13 protein-coding genes are annotated in these 20,109 nt (G+C 61.0%); 9 read left to right on the plus strand and 4 right to left on the minus strand.

Translation table 11 applies throughout. The features are described 5' to 3' along the window. Window positions 1-184: 184 nt before the first annotated feature. The 4 genes from KVG87_RS13545 to aceE form a co-directional block, all read right to left on the minus strand. Window positions 185-2,881 carry a putative bifunctional diguanylate cyclase/phosphodiesterase gene (locus tag KVG87_RS13545; RefSeq protein WP_217851118.1) on the minus strand — a complete coding sequence of 899 codons (2,697 nt, stop codon included), beginning with the start codon at window positions 2,879-2,881 and terminating at the stop codon, window positions 185-187. Between the two features lie 254 nt (window positions 2,882-3,135). Then, a complete protein-coding gene (locus tag KVG87_RS13550; RefSeq protein WP_217851120.1) occupies window positions 3,136-4,533 on the minus strand; it encodes an alkaline phosphatase D family protein in 1,398 nt (465 codons plus the stop codon). Between the two features lie 276 nt (window positions 4,534-4,809). Then, on the minus strand, window positions 4,810-6,768 hold the full coding sequence (aceF, locus tag KVG87_RS13555) for a dihydrolipoyllysine-residue acetyltransferase (protein ID WP_217851122.1): 1,959 nt from the start codon (window positions 6,766-6,768) through the stop codon (window positions 4,810-4,812). An 11-nt stretch (window positions 6,769-6,779) separates the two neighbouring features. Then, a complete protein-coding gene (gene aceE, locus KVG87_RS13560) occupies window positions 6,780-9,425 on the minus strand; it encodes a pyruvate dehydrogenase (acetyl-transferring), homodimeric type (RefSeq protein ID WP_041477616.1) in 2,646 nt (881 codons plus the stop codon). Between the two features lie 262 nt (window positions 9,426-9,687). On the opposite strand from aceE, the gene KVG87_RS26040 reads away from it, so the two are divergent. From KVG87_RS26040 to KVG87_RS13600, 9 genes are all read left to right on the plus strand, one after another. Continuing rightward, window positions 9,688-9,813 (plus strand): hypothetical protein, encoded by a 126-nt coding sequence (locus KVG87_RS26040; protein WP_256205860.1) that lies wholly within the window; start codon window positions 9,688-9,690, stop codon window positions 9,811-9,813. After that, complete coding sequence (glnE, locus tag KVG87_RS13565; RefSeq protein WP_217851124.1) at window positions 9,810-12,749, plus strand: bifunctional [glutamate--ammonia ligase]-adenylyl-L-tyrosine phosphorylase/[glutamate--ammonia-ligase] adenylyltransferase; 2,940 nt, start codon at window positions 9,810-9,812, stop codon at window positions 12,747-12,749. The genes KVG87_RS26040 and glnE overlap by 4 nt, the downstream gene beginning before the upstream one ends. Before the next feature lie 232 nt (window positions 12,750-12,981). Beyond that, complete coding sequence (waaF, locus tag KVG87_RS13570) at window positions 12,982-14,016, plus strand: lipopolysaccharide heptosyltransferase II (protein ID WP_122601451.1); 1,035 nt, start codon at window positions 12,982-12,984, stop codon at window positions 14,014-14,016. A 1-nt stretch (window position 14,017) separates the two neighbouring features. Then, window positions 14,018-15,079, plus strand: coding sequence for a lipopolysaccharide heptosyltransferase RfaC (rfaC, locus tag KVG87_RS13575; protein ID WP_217851126.1), 1,062 nt, complete (start codon window positions 14,018-14,020; stop codon window positions 15,077-15,079). Further along, complete coding sequence (locus tag KVG87_RS13580) at window positions 15,079-16,200, plus strand: glycosyltransferase family 4 protein (RefSeq protein ID WP_217851127.1); 1,122 nt, start codon at window positions 15,079-15,081, stop codon at window positions 16,198-16,200. Before rfaC ends, KVG87_RS13580 begins: the two co-directional genes overlap by 1 nt. After that, entirely contained in the window at window positions 16,200-17,006 is an 807-nt protein-coding gene (gene rfaP, locus KVG87_RS13585; protein WP_217851128.1) for a lipopolysaccharide core heptose(I) kinase RfaP, read from the plus strand. The genes KVG87_RS13580 and rfaP overlap by 1 nt, the downstream gene beginning before the upstream one ends. Next, window positions 17,006-17,740 carry a lipopolysaccharide kinase InaA family protein gene (locus tag KVG87_RS13590; RefSeq protein ID WP_041477623.1) on the plus strand — a complete coding sequence of 245 codons (735 nt, stop codon included), beginning with the start codon at window positions 17,006-17,008 and terminating at the stop codon, window positions 17,738-17,740. Before rfaP ends, KVG87_RS13590 begins: the two co-directional genes overlap by 1 nt. Continuing rightward, on the plus strand, window positions 17,737-18,489 hold the full coding sequence (locus KVG87_RS13595; protein ID WP_150741687.1) for a lipopolysaccharide kinase InaA family protein: 753 nt from the start codon (window positions 17,737-17,739) through the stop codon (window positions 18,487-18,489). The genes KVG87_RS13590 and KVG87_RS13595 overlap by 4 nt, the downstream gene beginning before the upstream one ends. Next, window positions 18,489-19,940, plus strand: coding sequence for a lipopolysaccharide kinase InaA family protein (locus tag KVG87_RS13600; RefSeq protein ID WP_217851129.1), 1,452 nt, complete (start codon window positions 18,489-18,491; stop codon window positions 19,938-19,940). The genes KVG87_RS13595 and KVG87_RS13600 overlap by 1 nt, the downstream gene beginning before the upstream one ends. Window positions 19,941-20,109: the final 169 nt, after the last annotated feature.

A 20,109-nucleotide genomic window follows, 5' to 3' on the forward strand; every position in this document is an offset into this window, starting at 1 on the left:
TCAGTCAGGTTGGAGGTAAAAAGTCAGACCGCCAGTGTGCCGAATGATGCCGGAATTCGCACTATCAAAACTGTGGGAGCGAGCCTGCTCGCGAAAGCGGGGTGTCAGGCGACGAAGATGTCGACGGTTTTATCGCCTTCGCGAGCAGGCTCGCTCCCACAAGGGATCTTCATAGAAGCCGAGGTTAGAGGCAGAGCGGGCCGCGCGGATAGCGCTTGAGCGCTTTGATCAGCTCATCACCCGGAATCGGTCGGTCGAACAGGTAACCCTGGCCGACGTCGCAACGATGCCGGCGCAGGAAGGCCAGTTGCTCGGCAGTTTCGATGCCTTCAGCCACAACCTTGAGTTTCAGGTTGTGAGCCATGGCGATCACCGCCGAGGTGATTTCCATGTCGTCCTGGTTGTCGGGGATTTCGTGGATGAAGCTGCGATCGATCTTGATGATGTCGATCGGGAATTTCTTCAGATAGCTCAGCGACGAGTACCCGGTGCCGAAGTCATCCATGGCCAGGGTCAGGCCCAAGCGTTTGAGCTGGTCGAGCTGCAAATGCGTGTCTTCGGTGGCTTCCAGCAACAAGCCTTCGGTCAGCTCCAGTTCGAGCAGACTGGCCGGCAGCGCTTCTTCCCTGAGGATGTTGGCGATCGAGGCGACCAGATCCGGATCGGAGAACTGTTTCGGTGACAGATTGATTGCCACTTGCAGGTTGCCCAGGCCGGCAGCGGTCAGGGATTTGCTCATGCGGCAGGCCTGACGAGCAATCCACTTGCCGATCGGAATGATCAGGCCGGTTTCCTCGGCGACGCTGATGAACTGGTCCGGGCGGATCATGCCGCGCTCCGGGTGGTTCCAGCGCAACAGCGCTTCCATGCCCAGCAGGCGACCGCTGCGCAGGCACAGCTTGGGCTGGTAGAACACGTCCAGCTCGTTCTGCGTGAGGGCGCGGCGCAGGTTGTTCTCGACGAACAGTTTGTAACTGGCTTCGGCGTTCAGCGCCTCAGTGAACACCTGCAACTGGTGTTTGCCGTTGGCCTTGGCCTTGTGCAGCGCCAGGCCGGCGTTGCGCATCAGGGTCTGCGGGTCGCGGCCGTGCAGCGGCGCACAGGCCAGGCCTACGGAGCCGGTGACGCTGATCAACTGATTGTCGACGAACATCGGCTTGTCGAGGGTCATCAGCAATTGACTGGCGATCTGCTGCCCGGCTTCAAGATCGGTGTCGTCGAGCAACACGGCGAACTCGTTACTGGCAAAACGCGCCAGGCTGCCACTCGGGCTGAGGCTGTTGCGCAGGCGCCGGGCGAGGCTGATCAACAGTTTGTCGCCGGTCTGGTGACCGAGGCTGTCGTTGATCCGCTTGAAGTTGTCGATGTCCACCAGCAACAGGCTGATCGGCGTATCGCTGTCGCGGGCGAAACGCTCATCGAGATTGCGGATGAAGGCCGGACGGTTGCCGAGGTTGGTCAGGTTGTCGGTATAGGCCAGGCGCTCGATACGTTGCTGCGCGAGTTTGGTCTGGGTGATGTCTTCGTAGATGCCGATGTAATGCGTCAGCTCACGGTTATCGCCATAGACCTTGGAAATCGACAGCTGGCCCCAGTACGGTTCGAGGTTCTTGCGGCGGCTCTTGAACTCGCCCTGCCAGCTGTTGCTCTGGGCCAGCGCCGAAGGTGCGTCGAACAGCAGTTCGCTGAGATTTTCCAGCGCCGGCAATTCCGACAGGCGCTGACCGTGGACTTCCTCGGTGGTGTACTGGGTGATCGCGGTGAAGCTCGGGTTGACGTACTCGACCACGCCGTCGCAGTTGACCAGCAAGAAGGCGTTGGCGCTTTGCTCGACCGCGCGTTGAAACAGGTGCAGGGCGCTGGTGGCAGTGCGTCGGTTGTGGTTGTTGATCACCTGCGCGAACTGGTCGGCCAGTTCGCCGGCAAAGGCGATTTCGTCGGACTGCCAGGCGCGGGTCACGCCGGTCTGTTCCAGGCACAACACGCCGACTACCTGGCCGTCGACGCGGATGCTGGCGTCGAGCATGGCGTTGACGTCACGCGGACGCATCGCCTCGGCCATCTCGCGGGTGCGCGGGTCGTGCATGGCGTTATGGGCATCGATGGCGCGGCTGCTGTGCAGGGCTTCCATGTAGTCGGGGAAGCCGCTGATATCGATCGGCTCCGGCAGGATGTATTCCTGGGTCGCGCGATGGTAAGCGGAGATCGGCAGCAAGCGTTGGCCTTCGAGGTTCCACAGGCTGGCGCAGTCGATCTCGTAGATATCGCAGGCGCAGCGGGTGATCAGTTCGGCGGCTTCCTGCAGCGAGTTGTGCGTGCTGTAGCGCTGGCGTGCGAGCAGCAGAATCAGATCCTGCTGGGCACGCACGCGCTCCAGATGCTGCAGTTGTTCCTGCTGGGCACGCTGGTTCAGCTCAAGGGCGATTTGCAGGCGCGAGTTCTGGGTTTCCAGATCCACCGAAGGCAGCGCCTGGGCTTCGTCGAACACCTCGTCGACCGCCAGCAGGTAGCCGCGCAGCAAATGCCGGTTGTGCTGTTTGTAGGCTTCGCCCAGCTCGAGGATGTTCAACGCGCCGGCGGCGGTGTGCAGGGTGTAGCGCACCACGTAATGTGCGCTTTTGCTCAACTGCTGCTGAATCGCATCGTGCAGTTGATAGCGCGCCTCGGGCTCCATCAGGCTGGCGTAGGGCGAGCCGACCAGCGCGCAGAGCTCGACGGCCGGCTGGCCGAACTGGCGTTCGCAGTTGGGATCGAGGAACAGCATTGCCCAACTGGCTTCATTCAGGCGCTCGAAACGCAGCATGCCGAGCCGCGAGGGCACAGGCAACTGCGTCACTACCTCGGCCGCCATACGGCTGGCGGCATCGGGCTGGCTCTTCATGAAGGAAACTCGCTTGGAAATATGCTGAATGCGCCGGGCTCTCGCCCTCTTGTCTGTTGGCTGCGGCAAGGTTGCATCATTGCGGCACCGACTGACAAGAGAGATGAAGGCCAAGTGCTATAAGAATATGTCGGCTGCAGTGAACATTTCTCCAGTGCACAACTGAAATGAGCAGAAGATCGCAGCCTTGAACAACTCTTGCAGGCGCCGCGTAGCCATACAGGAGGTGCCGAAGGCTGCGATCTTTTGGTGTTTCAACGCAATTTCATACTGATCGACTGCAACTTCTTGCCATCGCGGTCATGGTAATTGACCAATATCTGATCAGCCTCAACGGCCACATGCGCAAAATTGTCCTGACTCACCACCGCACTGGTGAGCTCGTGCCGATAATCCCCGGCTGCCGTGCGCACCAGCGGTTGATCGAGGATGAACGTCGAGGCCTTGGCATACGGCAGCAATTTGCTGTTGTGCAGTGGCGAGGACACGATGGTGTGCACTTCGAAATCGGTGTCCTCGCTGTGACTCAAGCGACTGGTCAGCGAGCCATGGACGTCGCCGGAGACGAACACCACGTTCTTGATCCGGTGAGTGCGGATGGTTTCCAGCAGGCGCAGACGCTGCTCGGGAAAAGCTTTCCAGGCATCGTCACCGTTGAACTTGCGATCGGGATAGAACATCACGCTGGTCACCACGAATTTCACCCGTGCCGGGCTATGAATCAGCCATTGCAGCAGGGCCTGTTCCTGCTCGATGTCGAGAATGCGCCGGTCATCCTCAGACAAGTTGCGTCGGGTGCGGCTGTCGGTGACGAACCAGGCGATATCGCTGTCGCCAAACTGATACCAGTAATGCTTCAACGTATCCCGGTCTATCTGACCCTTCTCATTACATGCATAAACCGGGCTGTGGCTGGCTTGATAAAGTTCATAAGCGGCCATGGCGTTGCGATATAAGTCCTCGTCCGCTGCGGTGGCATTGGCAGGCCAGTTATCTTCTATTTCATGATCGTCGAGCATCATGTAAGTCGATGTATTGGACATCAGTCGCTGAATATTCGGTTGCGAAAATGCCGTTCGATATTTCTTCAGGATGTCTTTGGCTTCGCGATCCGGAGCAATGACATTCAAATCATCTACATACACTTGATCTCCGGTCATGATCACCGCGCTGACGGGTAGATGACTGTTCTCGACCAGTCGATTGATCGAGCCAAAGATTCGGTCGCCCAGTTGCGGCAAGGAAGCGACGCCAGCGGTAATCCGCAGATAACGGCACGAACCGACGACAAAGCCCCGAGGCTGGCTGGCTTTCGCGGTGCGGGTGCGAAAGCGGTAGAGCTGTCGCGGCCATTGCAATGGAAACTCAATGACCGTGTCGATGGTATGCACCGGATTCATCGGACTTAACCAGCCGGCTTGATATTCGTATTCACAATCAGCTTCGAGATCCTGCAATACCAGTACACCCGACATGTCATTGGCCGGGTTCAAAAGTGCAAATACGCTGTTGGACCATTTTTCCGTGCCGGCCTGGCGAGCGCGAACTCCGGCAAATACACGTTTTTTGTCCTGTTGTTCGCCGCGCATGAAAATGCGCACTTCGTTAGTTGTGGTGTGGCCCACGATGGGGCCGATAGTCGGTTTGAACATGATCGATTCCGTTCGAGATTTTAATAAACAAGAATTAAATAAGCGGAGCGCGTTGAAGCAACTTTCCTGAGCAGAGGTTAGTTGGCCAGCGGCGGAAAATATTGGCGTTAAGTGGACCAGACCTGTGGCCGATGTCAGCGCAGGTTGTAGGAAAGAGGCGCGATCCGGTTTATTTCAGGCAAAAAAAGCCCCGTCAATTGACGGGGTTGAGGTACGAGCGTGTGGCGCTCGAAAGGGTGCAGCAAGCGGCCCTCCGTCGCCGGAGGGCCGTTTGAGTTACAGCAGGATGGTGCGGATGTCGCCCAACAGACTGCCCAGACGCTGAGTGAAGCGTGCCGCTGCGGCGCCGTTGATCACGCGGTGATCGTAGGACAGCGACAGTGGCAGCATCAGCTTCGGCTGGAAGGCTTTGCCGTCCCAGACTGGCTGGATGGTTGCCTTGGAAACACCGAGGATCGCCACTTCCGGCGCGTTGACGATCGGCGTGAAGCCGGTGCCGCCAATATGGCCGAGGCTGGAAATGGTGAAGCAGGCGCCTTGCATCTCGTCCGACGACAGCTTCTTGGTGCGGGCTTTTTCAGCCAGCGAAGCCGCTTCAGCAGCCAGTTGCAGCAGGCTCTTCTGGTCGACGTTCTTGATCACCGGCACCAGCAGGCCATCCGGAGTGTCGACGGCGAAGCCGATGTTCACGTATTTCTTGCGGATGATCGCCTTGCCGCTTGGCGCCAGCGAACTGTTGAAGTCCGGCAGCTCCTTGAGCAAGTGCGCGCAGGTCTTGAGTAGCAGCGGCAGGATGGTCAGCTTGACGCCAGCCTTCTCGGCCACGGCTTTTTGCGCAACACGGAAGGCTTCCAGCTCGGTGATGTCCGCCGAGTCGAATTGCGTGACGTGTGGCACGTTGAGCCAGCTGCGGTGCAGGTTGGCAGCGCCGACCTGCATCAGGCGGGTCATCGGCACTTCTTCGATTTCGCCGAAACGGCTGAAATCGACCACCGGGATCGGCGGAATGCCCGCGCCACCGGTAGCGCCGCCAGCAGCGGCCGGGGCTTCCTTGGCCTTCTGCATCATCGCCTTGACGTAAACCTGCACGTCTTCCTTGAGGATGCGACCGTGCGGACCGCTGGCGCCAACGGCGCTCAGCTCGACGCCGAACTCACGAGCCAGTTGACGCACGGCAGGGCCGGCGTGAACTTTCGCGCCCGGCTTGGCCGGTGCGGCGGCAGGAGCGCCAGCAGCAGGTGCAGCGGCAGCCGGAGCAGCAGCGGCAGGTGCCGGAGCGCTAGGAGCTGCGGCAGCTGGAGCCGGGGTAGCAGCAGGAGCCGCGCCTTTGACTTTCAGCTTGAGGATCAGGTCGCCGGTACCGACTTCGTCATCCAGCTTGATCGAAACGCTTTCGACCACGCCAGCGGCAGGCGATGGGATTTCCATGCTCGCCTTGTCGGATTCCAGGGTGATCAGCGACTGGTCGGCTTCAACGGTATCGCCCGCCTTGACCAACACTTCGATGATCTTGGCTTTGCCAGCCGAGCCGATGTCCGGAACGTGGATGTCCTGAACGCTGTCGGCAACCGGTGCTGCTGGCGCGGCTGCCGGAGCAGGCGCAGCGGCAGCGGCCGGTGCATCAGCCTGGGCCGGAGCGGCAGCCGCTGGGGCCGCAGCACCCGCCACTTCCAGATCCAGAATCAGATCGCCAGTGCCGACTTCGTCGTTGAGCTTGACGCTGATGGCCTTGACCACGCCAGCGGCAGGCGACGGGATTTCCATGCTCGCTTTGTCGGATTCCAGGGTGATCAGCGATTGATCAGCTTCGACGCTGTCGCCGACCTTGACCTGGATCTCGATGATCTGTGCCTTGCCCGACGAACCGATGTCCGGCACGTGCACTTGCTGTACCGAAGCGGCAGCAGGAGCAGCGGCAGGCGCGGCAGCAGCAGGTGCCGCAGCCGGTTTCTCTTCGGCTTTGGCAGGAGCAGCGGCAGGAGCAGGGGCCGCTTCAGCAGCGCCCTCGACTTCCAGCTCAAGCAGTTCGTCGCCTTCTTTCAGACGATCGCCCAGCTTCACTTTCAGGCTCTTGATGACGCCGGCTTTCGGGGCCGGCACTTCCATGCTGGCCTTGTCCGATTCCAGGGTCAGGATGCTCTGGTCGGCTTCGATGCGGTCGCCGACCTTCACAAACAGTTCAATTACTTCACCTTCACCGCTGCCGATGTCAGGTACGCGAATGAGTTCGCTCACAAAATGTCTCCTCAGCAGTCCAGTGGGTTGCGTTTTTCCGGGTCGATGCCGAACTTGACGATGGCCTCGGCCACGACTTTAGGTTCGATATCACCACGGTCAGCCAGTGCTTCCAGGGCTGCCAACACCACGAAATGACGGTCGACTTCGAAGAAATGACGCAGTTTCTTGCGGCTGTCGCTGCGGCCGAAACCGTCGGTGCCCAGGACTTTGAATTCCTTGGACGGTACCCACTGACGGATCTGCTCGGCGAACAGCTTCATGTAGTCGGTAGAGGCAATGACCGGACCTTTACGGCCGTTCAGGCACTCTTCGACGTAGCTCAGCTTAGGCTTCTGGCCAGGCTTGAGACGGTTGCTGCGCTCTACGGCGAGGCCGTCGCGACGCAGTTCGTTGAAGCTGGTAACGCTCCACACGTCAGCGCCGATGTTGAACTCTTCACGCAGGATCTTCGCCGCTTCACGCACTTCACGCAGGATGGTGCCGGAGCCCATCAGCTGAACGTGGTGCGCCGCATCGCGGGTGTCTTCCTCGAGCAGGTACATGCCTTTCTTGATGCCTTCTTCGGCACCGGCCGGCATGGCTGGCTGCTGGTACGACTCGTTCATCACGGTGATGTAGTAGAAGATGTCCTGTTGCTCTTCGGTCATCTTCTTCATGCCGTCCTGAATGATCACCGCCAGCTCGTAGCCGTAGGTCGGATCGTAGGTGCGGCAGTTCGGGATGGTCGCGGCCAGCAGGTGGCTGTGACCATCTTCGTGCTGCAGACCTTCACCGTTCAGGGTGGTACGCCCGGCGGTGCCGCCGATCAGGAAGCCACGGGTACGGCTGTCACCAGCGGCCCAGGCCAGGTCGCCGATACGCTGGAAGCCGAACATCGAGTAGAAGATGTAGAACGGCAGCATTGGCTGGTTGTGGCTGGAGTACGAAGTACCGGCAGCGATGAACGAGCTCATGGCGCCCGCTTCGTTGATGCCTTCTTCAAGGATCTGACCTTTCTGGTCTTCCTTGTAGAACATCACCTGGTCTTTATCGACTGGCTCGTAGAGCTGGCCGACGGAGGAGTAGATGCCCAACTGACGGAACATGCCTTCCATACCGAAGGTACGGGCTTCGTCCGGGATGATCGGGACGATGCGCGGGCCGATTTCCTTGTCCTTGACCAGTTGCGCGAGGATCCGCACGAAAGCCATGGTGGTGGAAATTTCACGGTCGCCCGAGCCATCGAGGATGGCTTTCAGAGTGTCCAGATCCGGAGTCGGTACGCTGAAGCTCTGCGCGCGGCGCTGTGGCACGAAACCGCCCAGTGCGGCACGGCGCTCGGCCAGATAACGCGCTTCGGCGCTGTTTGGCTCCGGCTTGAAGAACGGCAGGTTCTCCAGCTCCTCGTCCTTGACCGGGATGTCGAAGCGGTCGCGGAACAGCTTCAGGCTGTCGACGTCGACTTTCTTGGTGTTGTGCGCAGTGTTTTTCGCTTCGCCGGCACCGGTGCCATAACCCTTGATGGTCTTGGCGAGGATGACGGTCGGTTGTTCCTTGTGGTTGACCGCTTCGTGGTACGCCGCGTAGACCTTGTACGGGTCGTGGCCGCCACGGTTGAGTTTCCAGATCTCGTCGTCGGACAGATCGGCAACCATCGCCTTGAGTTCAGGCGTGTTGAAGAAGTGCTCGCGAACGAACGCGCCGTCTTTGGCTTTGTAGTTCTGGTACTCGCCGTCGATGACTTCGTCCATGCGGCGTTGCAGGATACCGTCGACGTCTTTGGCCAGCAGCGGGTCCCAGAAACGGCCCCAGATGACTTTGGTCACGTTCCACTGTGCACCACGGAACACGCCTTCGAGTTCCTGGATGATCTTGCCGTTGCCGCGAACCGGGCCGTCGAGGCGCTGCAGGTTGCAGTTGATGACGAAGATCAGGTTGTCCAGCTTCTCGCGGCCGGCCAGGGAGATCGCGCCCAGGGATTCCGGCTCGTCGCACTCGCCGTCGCCCAGGAAGCACCAGACTTTCTGTTTGCCCGGCTGGATGAAACCGCGGTGCTCCAGGTACTTCATGAAGCGCGCCTGGTAGATCGCCTGGATTGGACCCAGACCCATCGATACGGTCGGGAACTGCCAGAAGTCAGGCATCAGCCAAGGGTGCGGGTAGGACGACAGGCCTTGACCATCGACTTCCTGACGGAAGTTGTTCATCTGGTCTTCGGTGATGCGGCCTTCCATGAATGCGCGGGCGTAAACGCCTGGCGAGGTGTGGCCCTGGAAGTAGATCAGGTCGCCGCCGTGTTCGTCGGTCGGGGCCTGGAAGAAATAGTTGAAGCCGATGTCATACAGGGTCGCACTGGAAGCGAAGCTGGAGATGTGACCACCCAGGTCCGAATCTCGCAGGTTCGTGCGCATTACCATGGCCATCGCGTTCCAGCGTACCAGCGAGCGAATGCGGCGTTCCATGAACAGGTCGCCAGGCATGCGTGCTTCGTGGGTAACGGGGATCGTGTTGCGGTAAGGCGTGGTGATCGCGTAAGGGAGCTGCGAGCCGCTGCGGGTCGCGAGTTCGCCCATACGGGTCATCAGATAGTGAGCACGGTCTTCGCCTTCTTTGTCGAGAACCGATTCCAGGGCGTCCAGCCATTCCTGGGTTTCGACGGGATCGAGGTCTTGCATGGCTTGCTCCAGGGCGGAAAGGCTTCCAGAATCGGTTGCCTGAGTTTGCGACTGGCCTTGTGGGCAGACGATTTAAAATTCTTGGATTGCCGACAGGTTGTTCCGGCGGCGTGTAGTTTTACTACAAATCTTCCGGCATTTCAGCCTTTCGAATGTATAGACGAGTAGTAAAACTACAGATGAAAGGCTTGTGGCCTCCGACTGCGTTGTGAGAATAATCGTTAAGGCGGGTCGATTTCCATCCGAATAAGGTGAAAGTTTGATGCTGGATGCCAAAGAAGAAGAAATTTCAGCTATTTCTAACTTTTGTTCGACAGTCCTTCACGTAGCGGGTTTTCATCATTCACTACAAGCGGCCCTCAATACGCCGATCAAGGATAGACCATGACCCTGCCCGTGCTTGCCGAACTGCCCGCCATTCTCCTGCCGTTGGTCAGCCGATCCGAGCAGTCGTTCCGTACGTCCGTCGCCGCCCTTGAAGACGATCACGGCCTGTCGAACTGGACGCCGGAGCGCTGGGCGCAATTCGCCCGCGTCAGCGCCGCCAGCGAATTTGTCATTGAACAGAGCATTCGTGACCCTTTGATGTTGCTGTCGCTGGTGGCGTCCGGCGAACTTGATCGAGCATTTGCGCCCGGCGAGCTGTGCGCACAGATTGCCGCCGCTGCGAACAGCGCGCAGAGCGAAGACGAACTCGGCCGCGCCTTGCGCCGCCAGCGCGCACGCCATCAGGTGCGGATCATCTGGCGCGACCTGACCCGCCAGGCCGATCTGGTGCAGACCTGCCGCGACCTCTCGGACATGGCCGACGCCACCATCGATCAGGCTTATCAATGGCTGTACAGCCGCCACTGCGAGCAGTTCGGCACGCCGACCGGCCGGCGCAGTGGTGAGCCGCAGCAGATGGTCATCCTCGGCATGGGCAAACTCGGCGCGGTCGAGCTGAATCTGTCTTCCGACATCGACCTGATCTTCGCCTACCCCGAAGGCGGCGAAACCGTCGGCGTGAAACGCTCGCTGGACAATCAGGAATTCTTCATCCGCCTCGGCCAGCGTCTGATCAAGGCGCTCGATCCGATGACCGTCGACGGCTTCGTCTTCCGCGTCGACATGCGCCTGCGTCCATACGGATCGTCTGGTGCGCTGGTGCTCAGCTTCAACGCGCTGGAGCAGTATTACCAGGATCAGGGCCGCGACTGGGAACGCTACGCGATGATCAAGGCGCGGGTGGTGGCTGGCGATCAGGTTGCCGGCGCGCAGTTGCTCGACATGCTGCGGCCGTTCGTTTATCGGCGCTATCTGGACTTCTCGGCGATCGAAGCGCTGCGCACCATGAAGCAGTTGATCCAGCAGGAAGTGCGGCGCAAGGGCATGGCCGACAACATCAAGCTCGGCTCCGGCGGCATTCGTGAAGTCGAGTTCATCGCTCAGGCCTTTCAACTGATCCACGGTGGCCGCGACCTGAGCCTGCAACGGCGTCCTCTATTAAAGGTGCTGAGCACGCTGGAAGGGCAGGGCTATCTGCCGCCGGCGGTGGTCAGCGAATTGCGCGAGGGTTACGAGTTTCTGCGTTACACCGAACATGCCATTCAAGCGATTGCCGACCGTCAGACGCAAATGCTGCCGGACAGCGCTCAGGATCAGGCGCGGATCGCCTTCATGCTGGGTTTCGCCGATTGGTCGGCGTTCCACGAACAGCTGATGTACTGGCGCGGGCGCGTGGCCTGGCATTTCGCTCAGGTGATCGCCGATCCCGATGAGGAAGAGGGCAGCGAAAGCGAAGTGGTGGTCGGTGGCGAATGGCTGCCGCTGTGGGAGGAAGAACAGGACGAGGAGGCCGCGTGCCGGCAGTTGCAGGAAGGCGGTTTCGCCGATGCCGGCAAAGCCCTGAAGGCGCTGGCCGGTTTGCGCGGCAGTCCGCAACTGCGCGCGATGCAGCGGTTGGGACGTGAACGTCTGGATGCCTTTATTCCGCGACTGCTCGCGCAAGCGGTGGAGCATGACAATCCCGATCTGGTACTCGAGCGCGTGCTGCCGCTGGTGGAAGCGGTGGCGCGGCGTTCGGCGTATCTGGTGTTGCTCACGGAAAACCCCGGTGCGCTGCGCCGCCTGCTGACCTTGTGTGCGGCGAGCCCGTGGATTGCCGAGCAGATCACGCGCTTCCCGCTGCTGCTCGACGAATTGCTCAACGAAGGTCGGCTGTTCAAGCCGCCGCTGGCGCCGGAACTGGCGGCCGAGTTGCGCGAACGCCTGACGCGAATTCCCGAGGACGACCTCGAGCAGCAAATGGAAGCCCTGCGCCATTTCAAACTGGCGCACCGCTTGCGCGTCGCCGCCTCGGAAATCGCCGGCAGCCTGCCGTTGATGAAAGTCAGCGATTACCTGACCTGGCTGGCAGAAGCGATTCTCGAACAGGTGCTGGCCCTGGCCTGGCGGCAGACTGTGGCCAAGTACGGCACGCCGCTGCGCACCGACGGCACGCTGTGTGATCCCGGCTTCATCATTGTCGGTTATGGCAAAGTCGGCGGTATCGAATTGGGGCATGGTTCCGATCTGGATCTGGTGTTCATCCATGACGGCGATCCGCAGGCGGAAACCGACGGGCCGAAATCCATCGACGGCGCGCAGTTCTTCACGCGCCTGGGGCAGCGGATCATCCACCTGCTCACAGCGCAGACCAACTCCGGCCAGCTGTATGAAGTGGACATGCGCCTGCGGCCGTCCGGCGCTTCCGGGCTGCTGGTGAGTTCCCTCGGCGCGTTCGCGCGCTATCAGCAAAACGAAGCATGGACCTGGGAGCATCAAGCCTTGGTGCGCGCGCGGGTGCTGGTGGGCAGTCAGGATGTTGGCCACGCTTTTGAAAAAGTCCGCGCGCAGGTGTTGGGCAAACCACGGGATCTGGCCAAACTGCAACAGGAAGTCAGCGAGATGCGCGCCAAGATGCGCGACAACCTTGGTACCCGCAGCACCGCAGCCGGCACGGCGGCGAACGCTTTCGATGCGGGCGTGCCGTTTGACCTCAAGCAGGACGCCGGAGGTATCGTCGATATTGAATTTATGGTGCAATACGCGGCCCTGGCGTGGTCGCACAGCCATCCGCCGCTGCTGCGCTGGACCGATAACATCCGCATTCTGGAAGAGCTGGAACACGAACGGCTGATGCCCGCCGAAGATGCCAGTCTGTTGCGCGAGGCTTACAAGGCCTACCGCTCCGCCGCCCACCGGCAGGCCTTGCAGAAGGACGCCGGGGTGATACCGGGCGACCAGTTTGCCGACGAACGCCGGCAGGTTTTGCGGATTTGGAAAGAGATGGGGCTAAGCTGAAAGCGGTTTATGCAGCACCCACAGTAATCTGCGCTGAAATGCAGATGTTGAAACAGATGCAAAACCCTGTGGGAGCTGGCTTGCCAGCGATAGCGGAGTATCAGACGACAATAATGTTGAATGTGAAGACCCCATCGCGGGCAAGCCCGCTCCCACAGTAGATCTACAGTGTTTGTAGAATTATCGAGGCGGGGAGGCGTAAATGCCTCCCCGGTTCGTTTTTGGAAACCACATGAATATTCTGATCGTTGGGCCCAGTTGGGTCGGTGACATGGTGATGGCGCAGACACTGTTTCAGTGTCTCAAACAGCGCCACCCGCAATGCGCAATCGACGTGCTGGCGCCCGAATGGAGCCGGCCGATCCTTGAGCGCATGCCCGAAGTGCGCAAGGCCTTGAGCTTCCCGCTCGGCCACGGCGCGCTGGAACTGGCGACGCGCCGGCGCATCGGCAAATCCCTGCGCGGTCAGTACGATCAGGCGATCCTGCTGCCCAACTCGCTGAAATCGGCACTGGTGCCGTTTTTTGCCGGCATCCCGAAACGCACTGGCTGGCGCGGCGAGTTCCGCTATGGCCTGCTCAACGACGTGCGCACTCTCGACAAGCAACGCTACCCGCTGATGATCGAGCGTTTCATGGCGCTGGCCTATGAAGCGAACGCCGAGCTGCCGAAGCCGTACCCGCGCCCGAGTCTGCAAATCGACCCGGTGACCCGCGAAGCGGCACTGGCCAAATTCGGCCTGAGCCTTGATCGCCCGGTCCTGGCCCTGTGCCCCGGGGCCGAGTTCGGCGAATCCAAGCGCTGGCCGTCCGAGCATTACGCCAAGGTCGCCGAAGCGCGCATCCGCGAAGGCTGGCAGGTGTGGCTGTTCGGCTCGAAAAACGATCACGCGGTCGGCGAAGACATTCGCGCCCGGCTGATCCCGGGCCTGCGTGAAGAATCGGTCAACCTCAGCGGCGGCACCTCGCTGGCCGAGGCCATTGACCTGCTCTCATGCGCCGATTCCGTTGTGTCCAATGACTCCGGCCTGATGCACGTCGCTGCGGCATTGAATCGTCCGCTGGTCGCGGTGTACGGCTCGACCTCGCCGGGCTTCACCCCGCCGCTGGCCGAGCAGGTCGAGATCGTGCGCCTGGGCATCGAATGCAGCCCGTGCTTCGATCGAACTTGCCGGTTCGGCCATTACAACTGCCTGCGCCAGCTGATGCCGGACGCGGTCAACGATGCCTTGCAGAAGTTGCAGGGCTCCGTGGTCGAGGTTCATTAACTTGCGGGTATTGCTGATCAAGACTTCATCGCTGGGCGACGTGATTCACGCGTTGCCAGCGCTGACCGACGCCGCCCGGGCCATTCCCGGAATCAAGTTCGACTGGGTGGTGGAAGAGGGCTTCGCCGAGATTCCGAGCTGGCACCCGGCGGTCGATAAAGTGATTCCGGTGGCGATCCGCCGCTGGCGCAAGAATTTGTGGAAAACCATCACCAGCGGCGAGTGGAAACGCTTCAAGCAAAGCGTGCGCGCCAATAAATACGATCTGGTGATCGACGCTCAAGGCCTGCTGAAAAGTGCCTGGCTGACCCGCTACGTCAAAGCCCCGGTCGCCGGCCTCGATAAAACCTCCGCGCGCGAGCCGGTGGCTGCGCGCTTCTACAATCGCAAACTCGCTGTCGCGCGAGGCCAGCACGCCGTCGAGCGCGTACGCCAGTTATTCGCCATCGCTCTGGGTTACGACTTGCCCAAAGGCCTCGGCGATTACGGCCTCAACGTCGAGCGACTGGTCGAGTTGCCACGCAAGAACGCTTACGTGGTGTTCCTCCACGGCACCACTTGGGACACCAAGCACTGGCCGGAACTCTACTGGCGCGAGCTGACCGAGCGGGTCGGCTACCTCGGCGTTGGCGTGAAGCTGCCGTGGGGCAACCCACAGGAAAAGGCCCGCGCCGAACGCATCGCCGCCGGCTTCAAGCACGCTGAGGTGCTGCCGAAACTCAATCTGGCTGGCGTTGGCAAAGTGCTCGCCGGCGCGCAGGCTTGCGTGGCGGTGGACACCGGGCTCGGCCATCTGGCCGCTGCGCTGGATGTGCCGACCATCTCGTTGTTCGGCCCGACCAACCCGGGCCTGACCGGCGCTTACGGCAAGCTGCAGATTCATCTGGCCAGCGACTTCCCGTGCGCGCCCTGCATGCAGAAAAAATGTACCTATCAACCGACCGCGCAGGATGCCCGTCAGTTTGACCTGAAACGCGAGCAGCCTTTGTGCTTCACGCGTGTGAACCCCGAGCGTGTCGCCAGCCGACTGAGCACGTTGTTAATGGCTGAGGAGCTGCGCTGATGCAATTGGCATTTGTCCTGTACAAATATTTCCCCTTCGGTGGCTTGCAGCGCGACTTCATGCGCATCGCCCTCGAATGCCAGAAACGCGGCCATCAGATTCGCGTCTACACGCTGATCTGGGAAGGCGACGTGCCCCCGGGTTTCGAGGTGCTGGTGGCGCCGGTCAAAGCGTTCTTCAACCACCGTCGCAACGAAAAGCTCAGCGCGTGGATGGCAGCGGATCTGGCCAAGCGTCCGGTCGATCGCTTGATCGGCTTCAACAAGATGCCGGGCCTGGACGTCTACTACGCCGCCGACGGCTGCTTCGAAGACAAGGCGCAGAACCTGCGCAACTCGCTGTACCGCCGTTGGGGCCGCTATCGCCACTTCGCCGATTATGAGCGCGCCGTGTTCGCCAAGGACGCGAAGACCGAAGTGCTGATGATTTCCGAAGTGCAGCAGCCGCTGTTCATCAAGTATTACGACACGCCGCTCGAGCGCTTCCACCTGCTGCCGCCGGGCATTGCCCAGGATCGTCGGCGGCCGGCGAATGCCGATGAGATTCGCGCCGGTTTCCGCGCTGAATTCAATCTCAAGGACGACGAGTTGCTGCTGGTGCAGATCGGCTCCGGCTTCAAGACCAAGGGTGTCGATCGCAGCCTCAAGGCGCTGGCCGCCCTGCCGCCCGAGTTGAGAAAACGCACCCGGCTGTTTGTAATCGGCCAGGATGACCCCAAATTGTTCCAGATGCAGAGTGCGACGCTGGGCCTGGGCGACAATGTGACCTTCCTTAAAGGGCGCAGCGATATCCCGCGCTTCCTGCTCGGCGCTGATCTGTTGATCCACCCGGCCTACAACGAAAACACCGGCACCGTGCTGCTTGAAGCGCTGGTGGCCGGGTTGCCGGTGCTGGTCAGTGCGGTCTGCGGTTACGCCCATTACATCGCCGAAGCCGATGCCGGGCGAGTGCTGGACGAGCCGTTCGAGCAGGCGCAACTGACCCGATACCTGACCGAGATGTTGAGCGACGACGCTGCACGGGCGGCCTGGAGCCGTAACGGTCTGGCCTTCGCCGAGACGGCCGACCTCTACAGCATGCCGCAGCACGCGGCGGATGTGATTCTGGCGGAGCACGCTTAATGAAGTTGATGCTGGCTGAACCGTTCAAAAGCCTCTGGGCCGGACGCGACCCGTTCGCTGAAGTCGAGGGCTTGCAGGGCGAGGTGTACCGCGAGCTGGAAGCGCGCCGGACATTGCGCACGGAAGTCGACGGCAACGGGTTTTTTGTGAAAATTCACCGTGGCATCGGCTGGGGCGAGATCTTCAAGAACCTGCTCACCGCCAAGCTGCCGGTGCTCGGCGCGGGTCAGGAGTGGAAAGCCATTCAGCGTCTGCAGGAAGCCGGCGTGCCGACCATGACCGCCGTCGCCTACGGCGAGAAGGGCAGCAATCCGGCGGATCAGCATTCGTTCATCGTCACCGAAGAGCTGGCGCCGACCATCAGCCTCGAAGACTTCAGCATTGACTGGGTCAAGCAGCCGCCGGAGCCAACACTCAAGCGCGCATTGATTGCCGAAGTCGCGCGGATGACCGGGATGATGCACCGCGCCGGGGTCAATCACCGCGACTGCTATATCTGCCATTTTCTGCTGCACACCGACAAACCGGTCACACCGCAGGATTTCAAACTGTCGGTGATTGATCTGCACCGAGCCCAGACCCGCCCGGCGATCACCCAGCGCTGGCGCAACAAGGATCTGGCGGCGCTGTACTTCTCGGCGCTGGACATCGGCCTGACGCGCCGCGACAAACTGCGTTTTCTCAAAGGCTATTTCCAGCAACCGCTGCGTCAGATTCTGGCGGAAGAAGCGCCATTGCTGAGCTGGCTGCAAGGCAAGGCCGACAAGCTCTACGCGCGCAAACAGCGTTACGGGGATGCGCTCTGATGGCGGGCTGGACACTTGAGCCGCAGTACGGCGAACTCGCCGAAGATTTCGGCAGCCTCGAAGCCGTATTTGCCTTGCAGGGCGAACGCCTGACCCGCGATCCGCTGTCGGAAGTGGTCCGGGTACAGCGCGACGGCGTCAATTATTACGTCAAACGCTACGTCGGCGCCGGTAAGGGCCTGCGCCGTTACCTCGGCAAGCCGCGCGTAAAAATGGAATGGCAGAACCTCAAGCGCTTCGCCAAGTGGGGCATCCCCACGGCCGAGGTGGTGGCCTGGGGGCTGGAGCGGCGGGGCGCGGCCTACGATCGGGGCGCGATGATCACCCGTGAACTGCCCAATACCGAAGACCTTTCGGCACTGGCCGAGCGCAAGGATCCCAGGCTCAAGGATCGCGCCTGGGTCGACGGTGTCAGCCAGCAATTGGCCGGTTACACCCGGACCATGCACGACCATCGGTTTACGCATAACGATTTGAAATGGCGCAACCTGCTGATCGACGATCAGGCGCGCATCTTCCTCATCGACTGCCCCAACGGCGAATTCTGGCGCGGCTTCTGGCTCAAGTACCGGATCACCAAGGACCTCGCCTGTCTCGACAAACTGGCCAAATATCACCTGTCCAACACCCAGCGCCTGCGCTTCTACAAGCAGTATCGCCAGTGTGATCGGCTCGATGTCGCCGACAAGAAACGGATTCGCCACGTGGTGAGATTTTTTGAGGGGCGCGAATGACTGATTTTCTTGCCGAACAGGACCGCGCACTGCTGGAGCGCCACGGTCTCGGCAATTTCGACGCACTGTGGGCCAAACAGCTTGAAGCTGTGGACGAGCCCAACACTGCCGGTGGCGGCTGGAGCAGCGTGTTCCGTCTCGATCTTGAAGGTCAGGGCTATTACCTCAAGCGCCAGAGCAATTATCTGACCCGCACCTTGCAGGCGCCGTTTGGCGAGCCAAGCTTTGCCCGCGAATTTCGCAACATCAGCCGTTACCGCAAGTTGGGCATTCCGGCGTTGCAGGCGGCGTTTTTCGGTGAGCGCAAGGTCGCTGGGGAAGTACGCGCCATTCTGCTTACGCGCGCCCTGGATGGCTGGAGCGACCTGGATTCGTTGCTGACGCGCTGGGCGCAGCTCAGTGCCGCGCAGCATTCGGCCATTCTCAAGGCTTGCGGGCTGTTGGCGCGGCGGCTGCACGGCGCGCGTCAGGTGCATGGCTGTTTCTATCCCAAACATATTTTCCTGCGCGCAACCGGCGACGGCTATGAGGCGCAGCTGATCGATCTGGAGAAAACCCGGCCTCTACTGTTCGGCATGCGTGATCGGGTCAAGGATCTGGAACCGTTGCAACGCCGAGCGCCGCAATGGAGCGAGGCAGACTTGCGCCAGTTGCTCGCGGCTTATCTCGATCAGCCGACTGACAGCTCGCTGCTCGACAGCTGGCTGAGCCGACTGACAGCGCGGCGCAGCCACAAGGAGACCCGCTGATGCAATTGTCCGAGCTGGCCCGCTCCGGGCGTACCCCCTCACTGCCGCTGACCGTTACCCTGGCGGACGCCGCCGGTGTTGCGGATTTGCAGTTGCTGAGCCTGCTGCGGGTATTGCCCGGGCAGCGCTATGTTGGCGCCGGCGTCTGGCGCGGTCGGCCGGTATTGGCCAAATTGCTGGTAGGCAGCAAGGCCGCCCGGCATTTTCAGCGTGAGCTGGACGGTGTGCGCCTGCTCGCGGCACAAGGCCTGACCACGCCGCTGCTGTTGGCCGATGGACTGAAAGACGGTGAGGGTGGCTGGCTGCTCTTCGAATTCCTCGAAGGCGCCGAGAGCCTCGGTGATGCCTGGGCCAAGGTCGAGTCTCTGCCGGCGCTGGCCGACGAGCAAACCGCCGTTCTGGCCGAAGCGCTGGATGCGATCGGTCGGATGCATGGCAAAGGACTCTGGCAGGAAGATCTGCACCTGGACAATCTGCTGCGTCACGGCGGTCAGTTGTATCTTATCGATGGCGCCGGAGTTCGTGCGGAAGCGCCGGGGCAGCCATTGTCCCGACAAAAAGTGCTGGAAAACCTCGGGGTGTTTTTCGCCCAGCTACCGAAGTCGCTTGAGCCGTTCACCGAAGAACTGCTGGTGTATTACCTGCTGAGCAACAGCGAGCATGCGTTGCCGCTGGAGGCGTTGCAAAAACAGATCGACAAGGTGCGCAACTGGCGACTCAGGGATTACCTGATCAAGGTTGGCCGCGACTGCACGTTGTTCGCCGTGGAGCGCGGCGCATTTGCCCTGCGCGCCGTTCGCCGTGAAGAAGCAGCGGCCATGCTGCCGGTGCTTGATCAGGCCGACGCCTTGCTTGATCAGGGGCATCTGTACAAAACCGGCGGCGCGGCCAGCGTCGGCAGAGTCGAGGTGGCCGGGCGAGCTCTGGTTATCAAGCGCTACAACATCAAGAATTTCGCCCATTGGCTCAAGCGCTTCTGGCGCCCGAGCCGGGCCTGGCATTCGTGGCGTGAAGGCAATCGCCTGGCGTTCCTTGGCATTGCCACGCCGAAACCGCTGGCGGTACTGGAAAAGCGTTTTTTGTGGCTGCGCCGCAGTGCCTATCTGGTCACCGAATACCTGCCCGGGCCGGACATCATCGAGCGCTTTGCGCCGTACGTGGAAAATGGCCAGGCGCCGGAAGCCGAGTTGCTGGCGCTTGATCAACTGTTTGCCCGATTGATCGCCGAGCGCATCAGTCATGGCGACTTCAAGGGCCACAACTTGTTCTGGCAGACGGATCGCTGGGCGCTGATCGACCTCGACTCGATGCGTCAGCACGCATCGGTCGCCAGCTTCGCCCCGGCCTACGCCCGCGATCGCGCGCGGTTCATGCGCAACTGGCCTGAAAGCAGCGCGTTGTACCGAGTCATTGATCAGCGGTTGCCGAAAGAAGTCTCCACCGCAGGGTGAGTTCTTCTCACGAGCAAGCTCGTTCTTGCAATGGACCGGGTCCACTGCGAAATGGAGTCTGTGGGCAGTAACGGACAAAATACAGCGATCTGTCCTACAACTTCTCCAGAAGCCATGAACTGTGCCCTGCGCGGGCTCGATGCTAATTTGCCTGACGATCTCGGAGGGC

Origin of the sequence: Pseudomonas siliginis, from assembly GCF_019145195.1 — a bacterium.
Taxonomy (GTDB): domain Bacteria; phylum Pseudomonadota; class Gammaproteobacteria; order Pseudomonadales; family Pseudomonadaceae; genus Aquipseudomonas; species Aquipseudomonas siliginis.

What these genes read in the sequence shown, in the direction of transcription:
- KVG87_RS13545 (WP_217851118.1), bottom strand. Translation starts at nt 2,881, where the DNA reads ATGAAGAGCCAGCCCGATGCCGCCAGCCGTATGGCGGCCGAGGTAGTG.
- KVG87_RS13550 (WP_217851120.1), bottom strand. Translation starts at nt 4,533, where the DNA reads ATGTTCAAACCGACTATCGGCCCCATCGTGGGCCACACCACAACTAAC.
- aceE (WP_041477616.1), bottom strand. Translation starts at nt 9,425, where the DNA reads ATGCAAGACCTCGATCCCGTCGAAACCCAGGAATGGCTGGACGCCCTG.
- KVG87_RS26040 (WP_256205860.1), top strand. Translation starts at nt 9,688, where the DNA reads ATGCTGGATGCCAAAGAAGAAGAAATTTCAGCTATTTCTAACTTTTGT.
- glnE (WP_217851124.1), top strand. Translation starts at nt 9,810, where the DNA reads ATGACCCTGCCCGTGCTTGCCGAACTGCCCGCCATTCTCCTGCCGTTG.
- waaF (WP_122601451.1), top strand. Translation starts at nt 12,982, where the DNA reads ATGAATATTCTGATCGTTGGGCCCAGTTGGGTCGGTGACATGGTGATG.
- KVG87_RS13580 (WP_217851127.1), top strand. Translation starts at nt 15,079, where the DNA reads ATGCAATTGGCATTTGTCCTGTACAAATATTTCCCCTTCGGTGGCTTG.
- rfaP (WP_217851128.1), top strand. Translation starts at nt 16,200, where the DNA reads ATGAAGTTGATGCTGGCTGAACCGTTCAAAAGCCTCTGGGCCGGACGC.
- KVG87_RS13590 (WP_041477623.1), top strand. Translation starts at nt 17,006, where the DNA reads ATGGCGGGCTGGACACTTGAGCCGCAGTACGGCGAACTCGCCGAAGAT.
- KVG87_RS13595 (WP_150741687.1), top strand. Translation starts at nt 17,737, where the DNA reads ATGACTGATTTTCTTGCCGAACAGGACCGCGCACTGCTGGAGCGCCAC.
- KVG87_RS13600 (WP_217851129.1), top strand. Translation starts at nt 18,489, where the DNA reads ATGCAATTGTCCGAGCTGGCCCGCTCCGGGCGTACCCCCTCACTGCCG.